Origin of the sequence: Cupriavidus phytorum, from assembly GCF_003254285.1 — a bacterium.
In the GTDB taxonomy this organism is placed as follows: domain Bacteria; phylum Pseudomonadota; class Gammaproteobacteria; order Burkholderiales; family Burkholderiaceae; genus Cupriavidus; species Cupriavidus phytorum.
This window is the reverse complement of the sequence record NZ_QKZN01000002.1, coordinates 138,747-158,244: the sequence shown is the minus strand read 5'-3', so window position 1 is coordinate 158,244 and position 19,498 is coordinate 138,747. Positions and strand designations below refer to the sequence as shown.

16 protein-coding genes and 1 tRNA gene are annotated in these 19,498 nt (G+C 68.2%); 5 read left to right on the top strand and 12 right to left on the bottom strand.

Annotated features, from left to right (window positions below; translation table 11 throughout):
• Positions 1 to 4: 4 nt before the first annotated feature.
• The 12 genes from leuE to gloB form a co-directional block, all read right to left on the bottom strand.
• Positions 5 to 679 carry a leucine efflux protein LeuE gene (gene leuE, locus C7416_RS06035; protein ID WP_111517608.1) on the bottom strand — a complete coding sequence of 225 codons (675 nt, stop codon included), beginning with the start codon at positions 677 to 679 and terminating at the stop codon, positions 5 to 7.
• Positions 680 to 716: 37 nt separating this feature from the next.
• Positions 717 to 1,853, bottom strand: a complete 1,137-nt coding sequence (gene carA, locus C7416_RS06030; protein ID WP_062800720.1) for a glutamine-hydrolyzing carbamoyl-phosphate synthase small subunit — start codon at positions 1,851 to 1,853, stop codon at positions 717 to 719.
• Between the two features lie 357 nt (positions 1,854 to 2,210).
• Positions 2,211 to 2,621: a RidA family protein gene (locus C7416_RS06025; RefSeq protein ID WP_062800722.1), complete on the bottom strand. Its 411-nt coding sequence runs from the start codon at positions 2,619 to 2,621 to the stop codon at positions 2,211 to 2,213.
• A gap of 60 nt (positions 2,622 to 2,681) precedes the next feature.
• Positions 2,682 to 3,107 (bottom strand): acyl-CoA thioesterase, encoded by a 426-nt coding sequence (locus C7416_RS06020; protein ID WP_062800724.1) that lies wholly within the window; start codon positions 3,105 to 3,107, stop codon positions 2,682 to 2,684.
• Positions 3,104 to 4,801, bottom strand: a complete 1,698-nt coding sequence (locus C7416_RS06015) for an AMP-binding protein (protein WP_111517607.1) — start codon at positions 4,799 to 4,801, stop codon at positions 3,104 to 3,106. Before C7416_RS06015 ends, C7416_RS06020 begins: the two co-directional genes overlap by 4 nt.
• Before the next feature lie 69 nt (positions 4,802 to 4,870).
• A complete protein-coding gene (locus tag C7416_RS06010) occupies positions 4,871 to 6,040 on the bottom strand; it encodes an acyl-CoA dehydrogenase family protein (protein WP_111517606.1) in 1,170 nt (389 codons plus the stop codon).
• Between the two features lie 6 nt (positions 6,041 to 6,046).
• A complete protein-coding gene (locus C7416_RS06005) occupies positions 6,047 to 6,898 on the bottom strand; it encodes an enoyl-CoA hydratase family protein (RefSeq protein WP_062800730.1) in 852 nt (283 codons plus the stop codon).
• 29 nt (positions 6,899 to 6,927) lie between these two features.
• Positions 6,928 to 7,731, bottom strand: a complete 804-nt coding sequence (locus C7416_RS06000; RefSeq protein WP_111517605.1) for an SDR family NAD(P)-dependent oxidoreductase — start codon at positions 7,729 to 7,731, stop codon at positions 6,928 to 6,930.
• On the bottom strand, positions 7,728 to 10,082 hold the full coding sequence (locus C7416_RS05995) for a bifunctional salicylyl-CoA 5-hydroxylase/oxidoreductase (protein ID WP_111517604.1): 2,355 nt from the start codon (positions 10,080 to 10,082) through the stop codon (positions 7,728 to 7,730). Before C7416_RS05995 ends, C7416_RS06000 begins: the two co-directional genes overlap by 4 nt.
• A 175-nt stretch (positions 10,083 to 10,257) precedes the next feature.
• Positions 10,258 to 12,183 (bottom strand): propionate--CoA ligase, encoded by a 1,926-nt coding sequence (locus C7416_RS05990; RefSeq protein ID WP_373424999.1) that lies wholly within the window; start codon positions 12,181 to 12,183, stop codon positions 10,258 to 10,260.
• Between the two features lie 142 nt (positions 12,184 to 12,325).
• Entirely contained in the window at positions 12,326 to 14,002 is a 1,677-nt protein-coding gene (locus C7416_RS05985; RefSeq protein WP_111517602.1) for a transglycosylase SLT domain-containing protein, read from the bottom strand.
• A 141-nt stretch (positions 14,003 to 14,143) separates the two neighbouring features.
• Positions 14,144 to 14,944 carry a hydroxyacylglutathione hydrolase gene (gloB, locus tag C7416_RS05980; protein WP_111517601.1) on the bottom strand — a complete coding sequence of 267 codons (801 nt, stop codon included), beginning with the start codon at positions 14,942 to 14,944 and terminating at the stop codon, positions 14,144 to 14,146.
• Positions 14,945 to 14,956: 12 nt separating this feature from the next.
• On the opposite strand from gloB, the gene C7416_RS05975 reads away from it, so the two are divergent.
• The 5 genes from C7416_RS05975 (at position 14,957) to C7416_RS05955 (ending at position 19,480) form a co-directional block, all read left to right on the top strand.
• Complete coding sequence (locus C7416_RS05975) at positions 14,957 to 15,757, top strand: class I SAM-dependent methyltransferase (protein ID WP_111517600.1); 801 nt, start codon at positions 14,957 to 14,959, stop codon at positions 15,755 to 15,757.
• Between the two features lie 78 nt (positions 15,758 to 15,835).
• Positions 15,836 to 16,273, top strand: a complete 438-nt coding sequence (gene rnhA / locus C7416_RS05970) for a ribonuclease HI (protein WP_018007845.1) — start codon at positions 15,836 to 15,838, stop codon at positions 16,271 to 16,273.
• A gap of 57 nt (positions 16,274 to 16,330) precedes the next feature.
• Positions 16,331 to 17,071, top strand: a complete 741-nt coding sequence (dnaQ, locus tag C7416_RS05965; protein ID WP_111517599.1) for a DNA polymerase III subunit epsilon — start codon at positions 16,331 to 16,333, stop codon at positions 17,069 to 17,071.
• Between the two features lie 102 nt (positions 17,072 to 17,173).
• Positions 17,174 to 17,248, top strand: a tRNA-Val gene (locus C7416_RS05960).
• A gap of 234 nt (positions 17,249 to 17,482) precedes the next feature.
• Positions 17,483 to 19,480, top strand: coding sequence for a diguanylate cyclase domain-containing protein (locus C7416_RS05955; protein WP_240988176.1), 1,998 nt, complete (start codon positions 17,483 to 17,485; stop codon positions 19,478 to 19,480).
• Positions 19,481 to 19,498 lie beyond the last annotated feature (18 nt).

Genomic DNA, 19,498 nt, shown 5'->3' with positions numbered 1-19,498 from the left:
TGGCTCAGTTCATCGTGGCCGTGGCCAGCTTGGCGCCGAAGCCGATGAACATCGCCCCTACCCCGCTGGCCATGCCGGCCGACAGCCGGCGGCGGCGCCGGAACGCCTCGGCCAGCTTCGCGCCCACGAAGATGATCGTGGTCAGGTAGGCAAAGCTGCAGATCTGGCACACCAGCCCCAGCACGCCGAACGACAGCACCGGATAAGCGAAGGCCGGGTCGACGAACTGGATGAAGAACGAGATGAAGAACAGGATCGCCTTCGGGTTCAGCAGGCTGATCAGCAGCGCCTTGCGGAACGGGTCGGACTGGTCCGGCGTGGCTGCAGGCACCGCCGCGCCGGCGGCATCGCCGCGCGCGGCCCAGCTGCGCAGCGCGCCACGCAGCATGTTGAAGCCGATCCACGCCAGGTAGGCCGCGCCGACGTACTTCACCACGTAGAACAGCGCCGGGCTGGCCTTGAGCAGCGAGGCCACGCCCGCCGCCGACAGCACCATCAGCACCGCGTCGCCCAGGAACACCCCGCACGCGCCCTTGTAGCCGGCGCGCACGCCGCGCTGCGCCGCCACCGACAGCACGTACATCGAGTTCGGCCCCGGCAGCAGCACGATGAAGATCGTGCCCAGCACATAGGTCCAGAAGTCGGTGATGCCGAAAGCGGTATGCATGAAGGCGTTCATGGGATGTCCCTGTATCTCACTCGCTGTGCCCGCGCGCTTATTTGCGCGCGTCGGTCATCAGCTGGATGAAACGGTCGAACAGGTAAGCCACGTCGTTGGGGCCGGGCGACGCTTCCGGGTGTCCCTGGAAGCAGAACGCCGGCTTGTCGGTCAGCGCGAAACCCTGCAGCGAGCCGTCGAACAGCGACTTGTGCGTGACGCGCACGTTCGCCGGCAGCGTGTCGGCGTCGACCGCGAAACCGTGGTTCTGCGAGGTGATTACCACGCGGCCGTCGTCCAGGTCCTTGACCGGATGGTTGGCGCCGTGGTGGCCGAACTTCATCTTCAGAGTCTTGGCGCCGACTGCCAGGGCCATGATCTGGTGGCCCAGGCAGATGCCGAACGTCGGGATGCCGCGCTCGATGAACTCGCGCGTGGCGGCGATGGCATAGTCGCACGGCTCGGGGTCGCCGGGGCCGTTGGACAGGAACACGCCGTCCGGATTCAGCGCCAGCGCGTCGGCCGCGCTGGCCTGGGCCGGCAGCACCGTGACCTTGCAGCCGCGCTCGGCCAGCATGCGCAGGATGTTGTACTTGACGCCGTAGTCATAGGCGACCACGTGGAACTGCGGCTGCTGCTGCTTGCCGTAGCCTTCGCCCAGCTTCCATTCGGACTGGGTCCACTCGTACGGTTCCTTGACCGATACCACCTTGGCCAGGTCCATGCCGGCCAGGCCGGGGAACGAGCGGGCCAGGTCGATGGCCTTCTGGACGTTGTCCTCGCCGGCCAGGATGCAGCCGTTCTGGGCACCCTTCTCGCGCAGGATACGCGTCAGCTTGCGCGTATCGATGCCGGCGATCGCCACCACCTTTTCCTGCTTCAGGTAGTGGGCCAGGGTGTGTTCCTTGCGGAAGTTGGAGGCCAGGATCGGCAGATCCTTGATGATCAGGCCGGCGGCATGGACTTTCGTGGCTTCGACATCCTCAGGATTGACACCGTAGTTGCCGATATGCGGATACGTCAGCGTGACGATCTGCCGCGAATAGCTCGGGTCGGTGAGGATTTCCTGGTAACCGGTGATGGCGGTGTTGAACACCACTTCGCCGATGGTATGGCCGGAAGCGCCAATGGAATAGCCACGAAAGACCGTGCCGTCTGCTAGCGCGAGAATGGCGGACGGAAAAGACGGTAACACGGGTAGGCTCCTGCTGGACTCACCCCGTGACCGACCAATCGACGCCTCGTGCCTCCCAGGCTAGATCCGTGACGGCGGCAGCGGCATTGCGCCGATGCGGTCGGATCCGGTCGCGCCATGCTCGTTGCGTCACATCTGATGCAGACGGCAACGGCGGCGCGGATGGGGGCGGCGGAAGGTGGAAAGCGGTAGGCGCTAGGGTGAAGGGTTCTGAAAGCGAAACTTTCGAATTATATCCCGAGCCACCCAATTTCTCAAGTTTTCAAGGACTTGCGCGCGGCAGGCGGCAATCCCGCCGCGCCGGCCGCCGTCGCGCTGCCCGTTCCCCCATGCCCGGTTGCACCTGTCGCCGGCGGATTACCTCGGCGGCGGCACCACCGCCGTGACCTCGATTTCCACCTTGGCGCGCGGCTCGACCAGGTCGGCCACCTCGACCGCGGTCATCGCCGGGAAGTGGCGACCGATGATGGCGCGGTAATGTTCGCCGATCGCCCCATAGGCGCCGACATATTCGGCCTTGTCCTTCACATACCAGGTCATGCGCGCGATATGTTCGGGCCGCGCATCGCCGGCCGCCAGCACCGCGACCACGTTGCGCAGCGTCTGCGCCACCTGCAGGCCGAAGTCGTCGGTCTCGAATTCGCACTGGCTGTTCCAGCCGATCTGCCCGCTGATGAACAGCAGCCGGCTGCCGGCCTGCATCTCGGTCATCATGCCGTTGGCGTAGCCGCGCGGCGGCGCCCAGTCGGGCGGCTGCAGGATCTTCATGTCGTTTCCCTGTGGTTGCTTGGTATGTTGGATGGAATACGGGTGGATCGAAATCCGGGTTCAGGCCGCGGCGACCAGGTAGCGCGCCATGGCCTCGCGCACGGCTTCGGGCAGCGGCTGAGGCGCGATTGCGCCGGTATCGACGCAGACCAGCCGTTGCGTCACTTCCATGCGGGTATCGTCATGCGGGCCGGCAAAGCGGATCGCCAGCGTGAAGCTGGACTGGCCCAGCTTCAGCACGCGCAATTCGCGCGTCAGCACCTCGCCCAGCCGGCTCGGCGCCAGGAAGCGGCACTCCAGCTCGGCCGTCGGCACGCCGGCGCGGCCCTCGCCGTGCATGGCATCGAACGGCCAGCCCAGCGCTTCGCCGAACCAGTCCTCGATCAGGTCGTTGAGCATCTCGAAGTAGCGTGGGTAGAACACGATGCCGGCGGCATCGCAGTGCTTGAAGCGCACCAGCACGGTATTGCGGAACACGTCGCTCATGGCTGCCCCTGGTTTGCCTTGCCGCCATTGCCTGCAGCCGGCCCCTGCTCCGCCATCTGGCGCAGCCGGAAGCGCTGCAGCTTGCCGGTCTCGGTACGCGGCAGCGCCGGCACGAACTCGATGCGGCGCGGATACTTGTACGGCGCGATCTGGCGCTTGACGTGGTCCTGCAGCGCGGTGCGGGTGGCGTCGTCGGCGGCCACGCCCGCGCGCAGCACCACGTAGGCCATCACCACCTGGCCGCGGCCGTCGTCCGGCGCGCCGACCACGCCGCATTCGGCCACCGCCTCGTGCTGCATCAGGGCACTCTCCACCTCCGGCCCGGCGATGTTGTAGCCGGCCGAGATGATCATGTCGTCGGAGCGCGCCTGGTAGAAGTAATAGCCGTCCGCGTCGGCGACGAAAGTATCGCCCGGCAGGTTCCAGCCGGCCTTCACATAGTTGGCCTGGCGCGGATCGTCCAGGTAGCGGCAGCCGGTCGGGCCCTGCACCGCGAGCTTGCCGACCTGGCCCGGCGGCAGCGGCCGCATCTCCTCGTCGACGATCTGCGCCACGTAGCCAGGCACCACCTTGCCGATCGCGCCTGGCCTGACCTCGGCGCCGGCGCTCGAGATAAAGATGTGCATCATCTCGGTGCCGCCGATGCCATCGGTCATCTCGATGCCGGTGGCCGCCTTCCAGCTCTGCCGCGTGGCGTCGGGCAGCGCCTCGCCGGCCGACACGCTGTGGCGCAGGCTGGAGATATCGAAGCGTGGCGCCAGCGTCGCCATCTGCCGGTAGAAGGTGGGCGCGGTGAAGACGATGGTGGCGCGGAAGTCGTGGATCAGCTCGAGCAGCGTTTCGGGCGTGAGCTTCTCCGCCAGCACCGTGCTGGCGCCGATGCGCAACGGGAAGCACAGCATGCCGCCGAGCCCGAAGGTGAAGGCGATCGGCGGCGTACCGCAGAAGATATCGTCAGGCACGGATCGCAGCACATGGCGCGGGAACAGGTCGCACATGGCCAGCACGTCGCGGTGGAAATGCATGGTGCCCTTGGGCTGGCCGGTGGTGCCGCTGGTAAAGGCGATCAGGCAGACATCGTCGCTGGCGGTGTCGCAGGCGTCGAAGGTGTCCGGCTTGCCGGCCAGCGCCGCCTCCAGCGAGCCCTCGCCTTCGCCGTTGAAATGGAGCGTCTGCGCCAGGCTCGGGCAATGGCATTCGCCGCCGGCCTGCTGGTTGGCGTCGAGCTCGTCGCGCAGACGCGCATCGCATAGCGCGGCGCTGACCTGCGCCTTGTCGATGATCTGCTTGAGTTCCCTGGCGCGCAGCAGCGGCATGGTCGGCACCGCCACCAGACCGGCCTTCAGCGTCGCCAGCCAGCTGGCCGCCATCATCAGGTTGTTGGGGCCGCGCAGCAGCACACGGTTGCCGGGGACCAGCCGCATGTCCTCGACCAGCACATGGGCGATGCGGTTCACCAGCGCCGCCAACTGCGCATAGGTGACCGTCGCGATGCCGCCGTCGCGGCCGTCGCGACGATAGCGGATGGCGATGCGCTCGCCGCGTCCTTCGCGCACGTGGCGGTCGACCAGCTCCACCGCGGCATTGATGCGCTCGGGGTAGTCGGTGTCGGCATTGAAGCGGAACACCGGCCACTGGTCCCGCGGCGGCAGGCGGTCGCGCGCGAAGGTGTCGAGGTGGGCTGTGGTCGCCATGGCTTGTCTCCTGTCTGCTCTGTCTCGGTACGGCAGTTCGTGGGTGGCGCGGGGGCGCGCGGTCCGGGCTCAGGCCTGCTGCCCGGCCAGCGTCTCGCGCGCGATGATCAGCTTCTGCACTTCGGTGGCGCCTTCATAGATCCGCAGCGAGCGGATCTCGCGGTACAGGCTTTCCACGCGCGTGCCGACCTTGACGCCGAGGCCGCCGAATATCTGCACCGCGCGGTCGATCACCTGCTGCGCGTTCTCGGTGGCAACCATCTTGGCCATGGCCGCCTCGCGCGTGGTGCGCTGCCCCTTTACATCGCGCAGCCAGGCCGCGCGGTAGGTCAGCAGCGCCGCGGCGTCGATGGCGGTGGCCATGTCGCCGATGGCGGCCTGGGTCAGTTGCAGGTCGGCCAGCACGCCGCCGAACATCGGCCGCGTGCGCGCACGCGCCAGCGCATCTTCCAGCGCGGCACGGCCGAAGCCCAGCGCCGCCGCCGCCACCGACGCGCGGAAGATATCGAGCGTCATCATCGCCACCTTGAAGCCCTGCCCCGCCTCGCCCAGCCGGTTGCCCACCGGCACGCGGCACTGGTCGAAGCGCAGCGTCGCCAGCGGATGCGGCGCGATCACGTCGATGCGCTCGGCGATGGCAAGTCCGGGCGTGTCGGCGTCGACCACCAAAGCCGTAATGCCGCGCGCACCCGGGGCTTCGCCGGTGCGCACGAACACGCAATAGAAGTCGGCGATGCCGCCGTTCGAGATCCAGGTCTTATCACCATCGATCACATAGTGACTGCCGTCTTCGGACAGCCGCGCGCTGCATTGCATCGCGGCGACATCCGAGCCGGCCTCGGGCTCCGACAGCGCGAACGCGGCAATCGCCTCGCCGCGCGCCACGCGCGGCAGGTAGCGCGCGCGCAGCGCGTCGCTGCCCGCCAGCGAGATCGCTCCCGAGCCCAGCCCCTGCATGGCAAAGGCAAAATCGGCCAGGCCGTCATGGCGCGCCAGCGTCTCGCGCAGCAGGCACAGCGAGCGCGAATCCAGCGCCGGCAGTGCGCCGCCATGCGCGGCCGGCACGCAGTAGCGCAGCCAGCCGGCCTCGCCCAGCTGCCGCACCAGCGCGCGGCATGCGGCGTCTGTATCGCTGTGGTCGACATGGAGGTGTTGCCCGCACCATGCATCGAGTTCGCGCTCCAGCGCGCGGTGGGCGTCGTCGAACAGCGGCAGATCCAGGTAGGTCTTGTCGGACATGGCGGCTCAGTCCCCTTCGAACACCGGTCTGGTCTTGGCGACGAAGGCCTCGTAGGCGCGGCGGAAATCGCGCGTCTGCATGCAGATTGCCTGCGCCTCGGCCTCGGCCTCGATCGCCTCGTCCAGGCCCATGTTCCATTCCTGGTGCAGCAGCTTCTTGGTCACGCCGTGGGCGAAGGTGGGGCCGGCGGCCAGTTGCGCGGCCAGCGCCTGCGCCTGCGCCAGCACCGCTTCGGACGGGTGCAGCGCGTTGAAGAAGCCCCACTGCAGCCCTTCCTCGGCGCTCATCGAGCGGCCGGTGTAGAGCAGCTCGCTGGCACGGCCCTGCCCGATCACGCGCGGCAGCAGCGTGCACGCGCCCATGTCGGCACCGGCCAGGCCGACGCGCGTGAACAGGAATGCGGTCTTGGCCTGCGCCGTGCCCAGGCGCATGTCGGAAGCCAGCGCCATCATCGCGCCGGCGCCGGCGCAGATGCCGTCGACCGCGCTCACCACCGGCTGCGGGCACGCGCGCATTGCCTTGACCAGGTCGCCGGTCATGCGCGTGAAGTCGAGCAGCTCGGGCATCGACATGCGCGTCAGCGGGCCGATGATCTCATGCACGTCGCCGCCCGAGCAGTAGTTGCCGCCGGCGCCGGTCACCACCACCGCCTTGATGTCGCTGGCGTAGCACAGGCCGCGGAACAGGTCGCGCAGCTCGGCGTAGGAATCGAAGGTCAGCGGGTTCTTGCGTTCGGGCCGGTTCAGCGTCACGGTGCCGACCTTGCCGTCGGCGGACACCGACCACAGGAAATGCTGAGGCTGGTAGCCGGCAAAGCTGCGCTTGTGGTGGCGCATGTCGAGTGCGATCTCTGTCATGGGTTCTCTCGTTGTCTGCTGCAGTCAGTTCAGCCCGCCATCACTTCGCCGCCGGCGACGGGGATCGCCTGCCCGGTGATCGCCGCCGCGGAAGGCTGGCACAGCCACGCCACCGCGTCGGCCACTTCGTCGGGCTGCACCAGCCGGCGCTGCGGATTGCGCGCGGCCAGTTCGGCGCGCGCCTGCTCCTCGCTGCGGCCGGTCTTGCCGACGATATTGGCGACGGCGTCGCGCACGATGTCGGTCTCGGTATAGCCCGGGCATACCGCGTTGACGGTCACGCCCCTGGCCGCGGTCTCCAGCGCCAGCGCGCGGGTCAGCCCGATCACGCCGTGCTTGGCCGCGCAGTAGGCGCTGACATAGCCATAGCCGATCAGCCCCGCGGTGCTGGCGACGTTGACGATGCGCCCCCAGCCCGCGTCGAGCATCGCCGGCAGCGCCGCCTGCGTGCACAGGAAGGTGCCGGTCAGGTTGACGTCGAGCATGCGCTGCCATAGCTCGGCATCGGTCTTCAGGAACGGTGCACTGTGCGCCTGCCCGGCGTTGTTGACCAGCATCGCAACCGGGCCGGCCTGTTCCGTAGCGGCGGCAAAGGCACGCGCCACGCTGCCGGCATCGGCAATGTCGGCCGTGACGAATGAGACCATGGCGCCTGCCGGCGCCTGCGCGCGCAGCGCCTGCACCGTCGCTTGCAGCGTGCCGGCATCGCGCCCCAGCAGCGTGACGCTGGCGCCATCGGCCAGCAGCCGCCGCGCGATCGCCGCGCCGATGCCGCGCCCGCCGCCGGTGACCAGCGCGTGCCGGCCGGCCAATGTCGCCGTGCTGCCCGTCATGCCTGCTTCTCCTGCGCTGCGGCGCGTTCGAGATTGGTTTCCAGCTGCCGCTTGCCGGCCAGGTACTGCTTGGGCCAGGCGATGTCGCGATAGCCGATGCGCGCGGCTTCCTGCAGCGTCCACGCCGGGTTGGCCAGGTGCGGCCGTGCGATCGCGCACAGGTCGGCGCGGCCGGCGGCGATGATCGAGTCGACGTGGTCCGCTTCAAAGATGGCGCCGACCGCGATGGTGGCGATGCCGGCCTCGTTGCGGATGCGGTCGGCGAACGGGGTCTGGTACATGCGGCCGTAGACCGGCGCCTGGTCGGGGCTGACCTGGCCCGACGAGCAGTCGATCATGTCGGCGCCCGCCGCCTTGAAGGCGCGCGCGATCTCGACCGCATCATCGGGCGTGATGCCGCCCTCGACCCAGTCATGCGCGGAGATACGCACCGACATCGGCTTGTCCTGCGGCCATACCGCGCGCACCGCGGCAAACACCTCGAGCGGATAGCGCAAGCGCGCGGCCAGCGACCCGCCATATTCGTCGTCGCGCGTATTGGTCAGCGGCGAGATAAAGCTCGACAGCAAGTACCCGTGCGCGCAGTGCAGCTCGAGCCAGTCGAAGCCGGCCTCGGCCGCGCGCCGCGCGCTGGCGACGAAGTCATCGCGCACGCGATCCATGTCGGCGCGCGTCATCGCGCGCGGCGTCTGCGATTCGCCAGGCAGGTAAGGCAGCGGCGACGCCGAGATCACCGGCCAGTTGCCCTGTGCCAGCGGATGATCCATGGCTTCCCAGCCGAGCTGGGTCGAGCCCTTGCGGCCTGCGTGGCCGATCTGCATGGCGATGCGCGCATCGCTGTTGGCGTGCACGAAATCGACGATGCGCTTCCAGGCGTCGCGCTGCGCATCGTTCCACAGGCCCGGGCATCCCGGCGTGATGCGCGCATCGGGCGACACGCAGGTCATCTCCGCCACCACCATGCCGGCGCCGCCGAGCGCGCGCGAGCCCAGGTGCACCAGGTGGAAGTCGCCCGGCACGCCATCCGTGCACGAATACATCGCCATCGGCGACACCACCACGCGGTTCTTCAGCGTGACGCCGCGCAGCCGGAACGGCGTGAACATTGGCGGCAGCGGCTGGTGCGCCTGCAGCTTCAGGCTGTCGGCCGGCACCCCGGCCTGCTGCGCCAGCCAGTGCTCGAACTGCGCGACATAGCCGGCATCGCGCACGCGCAGGTTCTCGTGCGAGATCCGTTGCGAACGTGTCAGCAGCGAATAGGCGAACTGTTCGGGCGGCAGGCTGCCGGCATAGCGCTCGACGTTCTCGAACCACTCGGTCGAGTTGCGCGCCGCGTTCTGGATCTTCAGCACTTCCACGCCGCGCGTGGCTTCGTAGCGCGCCAGCGCATCGGGCAGGCCGTCGTGGCCGCTGCCACGGATCTCCTCGGCCAGGTCGATGGCATCCTCGAGCGCCAGCTTGGTACCCGAGCCGATCGAGAAATGCGCGGTGTGCGCGGCATCGCCCATCAGCACTACCGGCACGCGGCGGCCGTCGGGCAAGGTGTTCCAGTGCACCCATTGCCGGCAGATCACGCGCGGGAAGCGGATCCAGATCGCCGAGCCGCGCAGGTGCGCCGCGTTGCTGATCAGCTTGTTGCCGTCGAGGTAGCGCGCGAACAGCTTCTCGCAATACGCCACGCCCTCTTCCTGGCTCATCTGCTCGATGCCGGCCGCGCGCCAGACCGCTTCCGGCGTCTCGACGATAAAGGTCGAGGTGTTGTCGTCGAAGCGGTAGGCATGCGCCTGGAACCAGCCGTGCTCGGTCTTTTCAAAGGCAAAGGTGAAGGCGTCGAACAGCTTGTGCGTGCCCAGCCAGACAAAGCGGCACTGGCGCGTATCGATATCCGGCCGGAAGGTGTCGGCATAGCGGGTGCGGATGCGGCTGTTCAGGCCGTCCGAGGCGATCACCAGGTCGGCCTGGTATTGCATCGCCAGCGCCTGGTCGTCGGACACATCGGTCTCGAACACCAGCTTCACCCCGAGCGCTTCGCAGCGCGCCTGCAGGATGTTGAGCAGGCGCTTGCGACCGATGCCGATAAAGCCATGGCCGCCCGAGCGAATGGTGCGTCCACCGATATGGATGTCGATATCGTCCCAGTGGTTGAAGGCGGCGTTGATCTCGCTGGCGCTGGCCGGGTCGGCTTGCTTCAGGTTATCCATGGTGGCGTCCGAAAACACCACGCCCCAGCCGAAGGTATCGTAGGGCCGGTTGCGCTCGACCACGATGACCTCGTTGGCCGGATCCTGCAGTTTCATCAGCAGGCCGAAGTACAGGCCGGCGGGGCCTCCGCCAATACAAAGCACGCGCATCTGTTGCCTCCTGCCGGCTGTGCCGGACGCACCGCATATCGCGCACCGTCCCGGACTACACCGCCATCTAGATCAAGATTAAATATTTTATGCTTCAAATATTAGACTGCATCACGACCGATGGCAAGGCGGCGATGCGGTGTACCGTGTGCGACACCCGTATCGCCCTCTCCCGCTAGCCCTTCAACGCGGCCTGCAGTTGTTCCAGCGCGCCCGGATCTTCGATCGTGGTCAGGTCGCCCGGGTCGCGGCCCTCGGCCACGGCCTGCATGGCGCGCCGCAGCAGCTTGCCGGAGCGCGTCTTCGGCAGCGCATTGACGAACAGCACCCGCGCCGGGCGCGCCACCGCGCCCAGTTGCTGCTCGACCGTTTTCATCAGCTCGCCCTCCAGCGCCAGCCGCGCCTCCGGCGTGGCCGTGCGCGCCGGGTCGCGGGCGATGCAGAATGCCATCGCCACCTGCCCCTTCAGCGCGTCCTGCACGCCCACCACGGCCACCTCGGCCACGGCGGCGCTGGACGACAGGCTTTCCTCGATCTCGCGCGTGCCCAGCCGGTGGCCGGCGACGTTGATCACGTCATCGGTGCGACCCAGGATAAAGACGTAGCCGTCGGCGTCGCGCACGCCCCAGTCGAAGGTCGAATAGCACAGTCGGTTCGGCACCGCCTGCCAGTAGGTGCGCACGAAGCGGTCATCGTCGCCCCAGATCGTGCTCATGCACCCCGGCGGCAGCGGGCCGTCGATGGCGACCACGCCCTTGTGCCCGGGCGGGCATTCGGCGCCGGTGTTTTCGTCGACGATCTTCAGGTCGTAGCCGTAGGCCGGCACCCCGGGCGAGCCCAGCTTCGGCGGCAGCGCCTCCAGGCCGCGCTGGATCGCGATGATGGGCCAGCCGGATTCGGTCTGCCAGTAGTTGTCGACCACCGGCTTGCCCAGGCCATCCTGGATCCAGCGCGCGGTCGGCTCGTCGAGCGGCTCGCCGGCCAGGAACAGCAGGCGCAGGCTGGACAGGTCATAGCGGGTGAGCCATGCCGGGTCCTGCTTCTTCAGCACGCGGATCGCGGTCGGGGCGCTGAACATCAGGTTGACCCGGTATTGCTCGACCAGGCGCCACAGGATGCCGCCGTCAGGCCGGATCGGCGTGCCCTCGTACATCAGCGTGGCCATGCCGGCCAGCAGCGGCCCATAGACGATATAGCTGTGCCCCACCACCCAGCCGATGTCCGACGCGGTGAACATGGTGTCGCCGGCCTTGCCGCAGAAGATGTATTCCATCGACGTGGCCAGCGCCACCGCATAGCCGCCGGTATCGCGCTGCACGCCCTTGGGCTTGCCGGTGGTGCCCGAGGTATAGAGCACATAGGACGGCTCGCCCGACTCCAGCCACACGCACGGCACCTGCACGCCGGCGACACGCTCGCGCCATGCCGCGTAGTCTTCATCGCGGCCTGCGGTGCGGGGCATGTCCGCCAGCTGCCGGTCCACCAGCAACACCTTCTCGGGCTGGTGCGAAGACAGCCGGATGGCCTCGTCCAGCAGCGGCTTGTACGGCACCACCTTGCCCGCGCGCGATCCGGCGTCGGCGCTGACCACCACGCGCGGCCGGGCATCCTCGATGCGCGCGGCCAGGCTGACCGAGGCAAAGCCGCCGAACACCACCGAATGGATCGCGCCGATGCGCGCGCATGCGAGCATGGCGAAGGCGGCTTCGGGGATCATCGGCATGTAGATCAGCACGCGGTCGCCCCGCTGCACGCCCAGTTGCTGCAGGATCGCGGCCATGCGGCTGACCTCGTCGTGCAGCTCGGCATAGGTGTAGCTGCGGGCCTGGTCGGTCTCGGTCGAGACCCAGTGCAGCGCCGGCTGGCTGGCGCGGGCCGCCAGGTGGCGGTCGACCGCGTTGTGGCACAGGTTGGTGCGCCCGCCGACGAACCAGCGCGTGAAGGGTGCGCGGCTGTTGTCGAGCACCTGGCTGAACGGGGTTTCCCAGTCGATGCGTGCCGCCTGTTCGGCCCAGAACCCCTCGGGGTCGGCCAGCGAACGGGCATGCACGGCATGGCTTGCCGTCATGTCTGTCTCCTCCGCGTCTGCGGTCGTTGGTATCTGACCGTAGTTTGCCACCGGCCCGGGCGCTCGTGGCCCCGGTTTCCGCGCGCTGCCGCACGGGGCGGGATCGACACATGAAAAAAGGGGCGTGCCGCCGGCATCGCCCCCTTTTTTTGCTGTCCCGGCGTCGCCCCGGCAGTCAGCGCGTCTTGACGCCCTTGGCGCTGGCCTTGGTGGTGGTCTTGGCCGACACCTTGGCCACGGCCGGCGCCTTGCCAGCGCGCCGCGGCGAGGCCTCGACCACCACGCGCTGGCGCGTGTCGGCCTTGCCCTTGGCGGAAACCCGGACCACCTTGCCGCCCTTGCCTCCCTTGCCCGCCGGTTCCTTGCGGCTGGCCTGTTCGCTGCGCTCGGCCCGCTCGGCCCGGTCCGCGCGTTCGGCACGGGCCGCGCGCACGGCGCCGGCGCCGCGCACCGGCACCATCAGCACCAGGCTCTGCCCGGCCACCAGCTTGGTGCCGGAGAGCTTGTTCCACGACTGCACCTGCCCCGCCGAGACGCCATAGCGCCGCGCCACCGAGGTCACGGTATCGCGCCGGCCGGCGCGCACCACCACGCGGCGCGCATCGGGCAAGTCCGGCTCCATCGCCAGCATGGCGCTGTCGGCGAGCGTAGCGCTGATGTCCTGGTCATGCCGGCCCGAGCGCGGGATCATCACGGTGGAGCCCGCCTTCAGGCGCATGCCCTTGGGGATGCTGTTGATCTCGCGCAGGGTGTCGGCATCGACATTCAGCCGCGCCGCCAGCGACTCGACGCGCTCGCGGCTGTCCACCGTCACCGCGGCCCAGCTCGACAGCCCGCCGCGATAGGTGTTCAGGTTGTACTGGAAGCGCTCGGCGTTATCGAACGGCAGCAGGATCTGCGGGTTCGACGCGCCCAGGATCACCGGCCGGTTGAACGACGGGTTCAGCGCCTTGAATTCCTCCACCGACATGTCGGCCAGCTTGGCGGCCAGGTTGACGTCGATATCGCGCGAGGTGGTCACCGTGACGAAGTACGGGTGGTCCGGGATCTCGGGCAGCTTGACGCCGTACGCGGCCGGGTTGGCGATGATGTTCTTGACCGCCTGCAGCTTGGGCACGTAGTAGCGGGTCTCGTTGGGCATCGGCAGGCTGGCGTAGTCGGTCGGCAGCCCGCGCGCCTGGTTGCGCGCGATCGCCCGCGACACCGCGCCCTCGCCCCAGTTGTACGCCGCCAGCGCGAGGTGCCAGTCGCCGAACATGTCGTAGAGCCGCGCCAGGTAGTCGAGCGCGGCGTCGGTCGAGGCCAGCACGTCGCGGCGCTCGTCGCGGAACATGTTCTGCTTCAGGTTATAGAACTTGCCCGTGCTCGGAATGAATTGCCACATCCCCGCCGCCTTGGCGGTGGACTGCGCCTGCGGGTTGAAGGCGCTCTCGACGAACGGCAGCAGCGCCAGCTCGGTCGGCATCTTGCGCTGTTCCAGCTCCTCGACGATGTGATAGAGGTAGCGGCTCGAGCGCCCGACCATCCGTTCCATATACTCCGGCCGCTGCGCATACCACTGGGTGCGATCGTCGACCAGCGTGCCCTCCAGGTCGGTCATGGCAAAGCCGCGCCGGATCCGGTCCCAGATATCGTTGGACGGGCCGCGCAGCCAGTCCAGGCCGCCCTGGTCGACATTGATGGTGGAAGTGGAAGAGAGCGCGGACTTGTCGCTGAGGGTGTTGAGCGGGTCCCGCTTGGCAGTCTGGGCGGTCGCGGCACCGTCGGCGCCTTCAGGCGGCGTGGGGGTGCTGGCGCACGCTGCAAGCAGCGCGGCGCACACGACCACCGCCAGTAATCGACCAATTTTCATTAAGTTCTCAAATCGTGACGCTAAAAGGTTGCGTGATGCTAAAAAAAACCGCGTATCGCGTCAATCAGATTTTCCACATAGCCAGTATCCGGCCGCCGGCCGCCATGCCTTGTGGCGCAAGCCATGGCGACCGGCGCGCGGTCAGCGGAAATTGTCCTTCCAGCCGCGCAAGGCGCCGAACGCCTGCGCATCCCCCGCGGTGGCGCCGCCATGGGCCGACACCGCGGCGCGCACCGCCGGTTCGCGCGAGCGCAGGAAGGGGTTAACCTGGCGCTCGTGGGCGATGGTGGTCGGCAGCGTCGGCCGGTCCGCGGCGCGCAGCGCCTCGACGCGCTGCTCCCATGCCTCGAGCGCGGCATTGCCAGGCTCCACCGCGCGCGCAAAGCGCACGTTGCTGCGCGTGTATTCGTGCGCGCAATAGACGCGGGTATCGCCGGGCAGTGCAGCCAGCTTGTCCAGCGACGCCAGCATCTGCGCCGGCGTGCCTTCGAACAGGCGCCCACAGCCGCTGGCGAACAGGGTATCGCCGCAGAACACCGCCGGGCCGGCTTCGCCGAGATCGGCGACGTAGGCGATATGGCCGGCGGTGTGGCCGGGCACGTCCAGCACGCGCAGCGTCAGCGCCGGCGCCTCCAGGGTCGCCACGTCGCCCTCGCGCAGCGCCCGGGTGCGCCCGCCGATACGCTCGCCCGCCGGCCCCAGCACCGGCAGCGGTTCGCCGGACGGCGCGCGCGGATGCACCGCCAGCAGTTCGGCCACGCCGCCCTGGTGATCGCCGTGGTGATGGGTGATTACAATAGCGCCCAGAGCCAGACCGCTTTGCGCCAGGAAGCGCTCCACCGGCGCGGCCTCGCCAGGATCGACCACGGCGGCGCAGTGCCCGTCGTGGATGGCCCAGATATAGTTATCCTGGAACGCCGGGATCGGCTCAACCTTCAACATGCGCATGCTCCTATGTCCAATCGTCCCAATCACCCGATTGTAAGCTGGGAAGACTGGCTGGCCTCGCCGCCCGGCGAGTACATGCTGCGCTGGGAGGCGCAGCAGTACGACCGGACCGTGGCCGACATCTTCGGCTATCACGCGGTCCAGCTGGGACTGCCCTATATCGACACCCTGCGCGAGAACCGGATGCCGTTCTCGGCGCTGGCGCTGGACCCGTCCAGCGGCCCGCACGGGCCCCGTGCCGCACATCCGGACGCGCGCCAGCTGCTGTGCCGCTTCGACGAACTGCCGTTCGACACCCAGAGCATCGACCTGGTCACCCTGCCCCACATCCTGGAATTCGCCGAAGACCCGCACGAGGTGCTGCGCGAAGTCTCGCGGGTGCTGATGCCCGAGGGCCGCGTGGTGGTGACCTGCTTCAACCCGATGAGCCTGTGGGGTGCGCGCCAGAGCATGAACCGGCTCGGCGCCACGCCGTTCCTGCCGACCGACGCCCAGCAGATCGGCTTCGTGCGCATCAAGGACTGGCTCAAGCTGCTCGGCTTCGATATCATCCGCGGCCGCTTCGGCTGCTATTGCCCGCCGTACCGCACCGACCGCTGGCTGCAGCGCGCCGCCTTCATGGAAAAGGCCGGCGACCGCTGGTGGCCGATTTTCGGCGCGGTCTATATGATTTCGGCGATCAAGCGCGTGCGCAATATCCGCCTGGTGGGCCCCGCGTGGAAGACCAAGCCGGCGCTGGCGCCGGTGTCGGCACCGGTGGCCACGCCCACCGGCACTCACGGCAAGACCCCGGGCAAGCAACGCTGACGCGGTGCGGCCGCGCGCGCTCTGCCCTATCGGCTTTCAATGCGCCGCCCGACCCGCGGGCGGCCACCACGGAATCACATGCAAGAAGTCACGATCTACTCCGACGGCGCCTGCAAGGGCAATCCCGGCCGCGGCGGCTGGGGCGCAGTGCTGGTCGCCGGCACCAGCGAAAAAGAGCTGTTCGGCGGCGAGCCGAACACCACCAACAACCGCATGGAAATGACCGCCGTGATCGAAGCGCTGCGCGCGCTCAAGCGGCCGTGCGTGGTGCGTGTCTATACCGACTCCCAGTACGTGCAGAAAGGCATCAGCGAATGGCTGCCCGGCTGGAAGGCGCGCGGCTGGAAAACCGCCGACAAGAAGCCGGTCAAGAACGCCGACCTGTGGCAGGCGCTGGACACCCTGGCGCAGCCGCACCAGATCTCCTGGCACTGGGTGCGCGGCCATAACGGCCACCCAGGCAACGAGCGCGCCGACGCGCTGGCCAACCGCGGCGTCGAATCGATCGGCCGCTGACCGGAACCTGCAGCACCACCAACAACAAGCGCGGAACGCCCGCCCCGCTCCGCTAGAATGCCCGCCATGCGACAAATCGTTCTCGATACCGAAACCACCGGCCTGAATGCCGCCACCGGCGACCGCCTGATCGAAATCGGCTGCGTCGAGCTGATGAACCGCCGCCTGACGGGGCGCCACCTGCACTTCTACGTCAACCCCGAGCGCGATATCGACGAGGGCGCAATCGCGGTGCACGGCATCACCGTCGAGTTCCTGGCCGACAAGCCCCGCTTTGCCGAGGTCGTCCACGACATCCGCGAGTTCGTGCAGGACGCCGAGCTGATCATCCACAACGCGCAGTTCGACCTGGGCTTCCTCGACATGGAATTCCAGCTGTTGGGCCTGCCGCCGTTCCGCCAGCATGTCGGCAACGTGATCGATACTCTGCGCGAAGCGCGGCAGATGTTCCCCGGCAAGCGCAACTCGCTGGACGCGCTGTGCGAGCGCCTCGGCATCAGCAATGCCCATCGCACGCTGCACGGCGCACTGCTGGACGCCGAACTGCTGGCCGAGGTCTACCTGGCCATGACGCGTGGCCAGGATTCGCTGGTGATCGACACACTCGACAGCGGCAGCGGCCAGGGCGGCGTGGTCACCACCGCCGACCTGTCGCGGCTGGCCCTGCCGGTGCTGCGCGCCACGGACGACGAGCAGCAGGCCCATCTGGCCCTGCTGAAAGGACTGGACAAGGCCAGCGGCGGTAAGACGGTCTGGCAGGAAGATCCTGCCGAAGCCCCGGGAACGCTGGCCGCGTAAGAAAATTCAAAAAAGGGCTTTACAAGATACAAGAACCTCTGCATAATCTCATTTCTCTGCTGCACGACGGCAACGATACAACGCCAACGACGGCGCAGACAGGGGTGGTTAGCTCAGCGGTAGAGCACTGCCTTCACACGGCAGGGGTCACAGGTTCAATCCCTGTACCACCCACCAGAACACGGAAAGCCAGCCTCGCGCTGGCTTTTTTCATTTCCGCATCCAACTCCCCCGCCCTTTTCGACGCACCTCACCTTGGCCGAATTGCCCTCCGCCGCTGTTGCAAACAGTTTCGAAATGCCGCTTGACTTCTGCTAACCTTCTTATCACGTCACCCGGCCGGCGATCGTGCTCGCGAGCGGGTCGCTGGACGGGAACACCGGGTCAGTGCGCACAAGAAAGAAGTCAATCATGCAGCACTCTTTGAAGTATCGGATGGCGTTGGCCACGGCGGGGGTGGTAACGCTGATCATCGTGCTGCGCGCGCTCTACGCACAGTATTACGCCTATGACAGCCTGAAGAACCTGCTGCAGGCGCAGCAGGACACGCTGGTCGAGATGGTCGCCGAGCAGCTCGATGAAAAGCTGCAGGGCCGCGCCGCCGTGCTGCAGCGGGTGGCGCGTCAGTTATCCGCGCTCCATGGCGCCAAACCGGCCGATTTGCGCAGGGCGGCGCACGGGCTGGTGGAGATTCCCGAAACCTTCAATGCCGTGTTCCTGGCTTCGCCCGATGGCGAACTGACGTTCAGCACCGCCGTGCCCGATGGCGTGCACCTGCGCGTCAACGACCGCGACTATTTCCGCGATCTCCTGCACGGGCAGTCGTTCGCGGTGTCGGACCTGATCCAGGGCAAGCAGACCAATGCACCGGGCGTGGTGCTGGCGGTGCCGATGCTGGGGCCCGCCGGCGAACTGCGCGGCGTGGTCGGCGGCGTGCTGAACCTGGCGGACAGCAACTTCCTGCGCGAGCTGTCGCACAGCCGGGTCGGCACTACCGGCAGCTTCTGCCTGGTGTCTTCCGGCACCAACCCGCGCTACGCAATGCATCCTGACGTGTCGCGCCTGCTGGCGCCGGCGCGCGCCATCGGCGAAGCCTGCGGCGCCGAGCGGCCGCCCGCGCTGCTGGAGATCCTGACGCCGACCCAGCCGATCGTCGCCCGCTACCTGCTGGCCGCCAACGGCTGGGAGGTGGTGGCGGTGCTGCCCGCGGCCGAAGCCTATGCGCCGCTGCTCACGGTGCGCAAGCGGACGCTGGTGATGGGGGCCATCACCATGGTGATCGCGGCCGGGCTGATGTGGCTGGTGATGTGGCGGCTGCTGGCGCCGCTGCAGCGGCTGCACCGCGCAGTGCGCCAGCTCGGCACCCACCCGGCAGCGGTGGCGGACCTGCCGGTTGGCCGCGCCGACGAGATCGGCGAACTGGCGTCGAGCTTCGCCGAGGTCGTGGCCCGGCTGTCGGAGCGCGAGGCCGCGCTGCAGGCCGCCAAGGACCGTGCCGCCGCCAGCGAGAAGCGCATCGAGGCGATTGCCAACCATGTGCCGGACTTTATCTCGTTCATCGACATGCAGCAGCGCTACGTCTTCGTCAACGAGGCGTATGCGCGGCGGTACGGCTTGCCGGCGCAGCAGATCGTCGGGCTGTCGCTGCGCGAGCTGTGGGGCACGCAGGAATACCTGGCCTGCCAGCCCTACCTGCAGCAGGCCGGCACCGGCCAGGCCGTGACCTTTACCCGCGAAAGCGCGGACGGCACCGAATGCATCGAGATCACTTGCCAGCCGGCGTGGAACGATGCCCAGGACACCGTGGTCGGCCTGCACATGTTCGGGCGCAACGTCACGCACGAGCGCGAAAAGCTGCGCAGCCTGGAAGCGCAGACCGTCTCCGACTACCTGACCGGCCTGCTCAACCGCAAGGGCTTCGACCGGCGCCTGGCCGAAGCCATGGCGCGAACCGGCGCCACTGCGTGCCCGCTGGCGCTGCTGCTGGTGGACCTGGACGACTTCAAGGCAGTCAACGACACCTACGGCCACCCGGTCGGCGACCAGCTGCTGGTGGCGTTCGCGCAGCGCCTGCGCGCCTGCGTGCGCAAGGGCGATGCGGTCGCGCGCATCGGCGGCGACGAATTCGCGGTGATCCTTGACGGCATTGCCGACCGCCATGCCATGGCATCGGTGGCCAACACCATCGTGCAGGCCGCGCGCATGCCCTTCGTAATCGATGGCCATACGCTGGCGGCGTCGGCCAGCGTCGGCGCGGCCCTGCGCGATGCGCGGCACGCGATGACCGTGAGCGAGCTGTTCCTGCACGCCGACATGGCGCTGTATCAAGCCAAGCGGAATGGCAAGGCGCGTTATGCCTCGCAATCGACGGCAGCGCCGGCGGCCGAAAGCTCCGGCCTCACGACATAGGATCGGACCGGGCGAGGC

Excerpts from the sequence above, each read along its gene's own strand:
- leuE (WP_111517608.1), bottom strand. The coding sequence starts at position 679 with ATGAACGCCTTCATGCATACCGCTTTCGGCATCACCGACTTCTGGACC.
- C7416_RS06025 (WP_062800722.1), bottom strand. The coding sequence starts at position 2,621 with ATGAAGATCCTGCAGCCGCCCGACTGGGCGCCGCCGCGCGGCTACGCC.
- C7416_RS06020 (WP_062800724.1), bottom strand. The coding sequence starts at position 3,107 with ATGAGCGACGTGTTCCGCAATACCGTGCTGGTGCGCTTCAAGCACTGC.
- C7416_RS06015 (WP_111517607.1), bottom strand. The coding sequence starts at position 4,801 with ATGGCGACCACAGCCCACCTCGACACCTTCGCGCGCGACCGCCTGCCG.
- C7416_RS06010 (WP_111517606.1), bottom strand. The coding sequence starts at position 6,040 with ATGTCCGACAAGACCTACCTGGATCTGCCGCTGTTCGACGACGCCCAC.
- C7416_RS06005 (WP_062800730.1), bottom strand. The coding sequence starts at position 6,898 with ATGACAGAGATCGCACTCGACATGCGCCACCACAAGCGCAGCTTTGCC.
- C7416_RS06000 (WP_111517605.1), bottom strand. The coding sequence starts at position 7,731 with ATGACGGGCAGCACGGCGACATTGGCCGGCCGGCACGCGCTGGTCACC.
- C7416_RS05995 (WP_111517604.1), bottom strand. The coding sequence starts at position 10,082 with ATGCGCGTGCTTTGTATTGGCGGAGGCCCCGCCGGCCTGTACTTCGGC.
- C7416_RS05985 (WP_111517602.1), bottom strand. The coding sequence starts at position 14,002 with ATGAAAATTGGTCGATTACTGGCGGTGGTCGTGTGCGCCGCGCTGCTT.
- gloB (WP_111517601.1), bottom strand. The coding sequence starts at position 14,944 with ATGTTGAAGGTTGAGCCGATCCCGGCGTTCCAGGATAACTATATCTGG.
- C7416_RS05975 (WP_111517600.1), top strand. The coding sequence starts at position 14,957 with ATGTCCAATCGTCCCAATCACCCGATTGTAAGCTGGGAAGACTGGCTG.
- rnhA (WP_018007845.1), top strand. The coding sequence starts at position 15,836 with ATGCAAGAAGTCACGATCTACTCCGACGGCGCCTGCAAGGGCAATCCC.
- dnaQ (WP_111517599.1), top strand. The coding sequence starts at position 16,331 with ATGCCCGCCATGCGACAAATCGTTCTCGATACCGAAACCACCGGCCTG.
- C7416_RS05955 (WP_240988176.1), top strand. The coding sequence starts at position 17,483 with ATGCAGCACTCTTTGAAGTATCGGATGGCGTTGGCCACGGCGGGGGTG.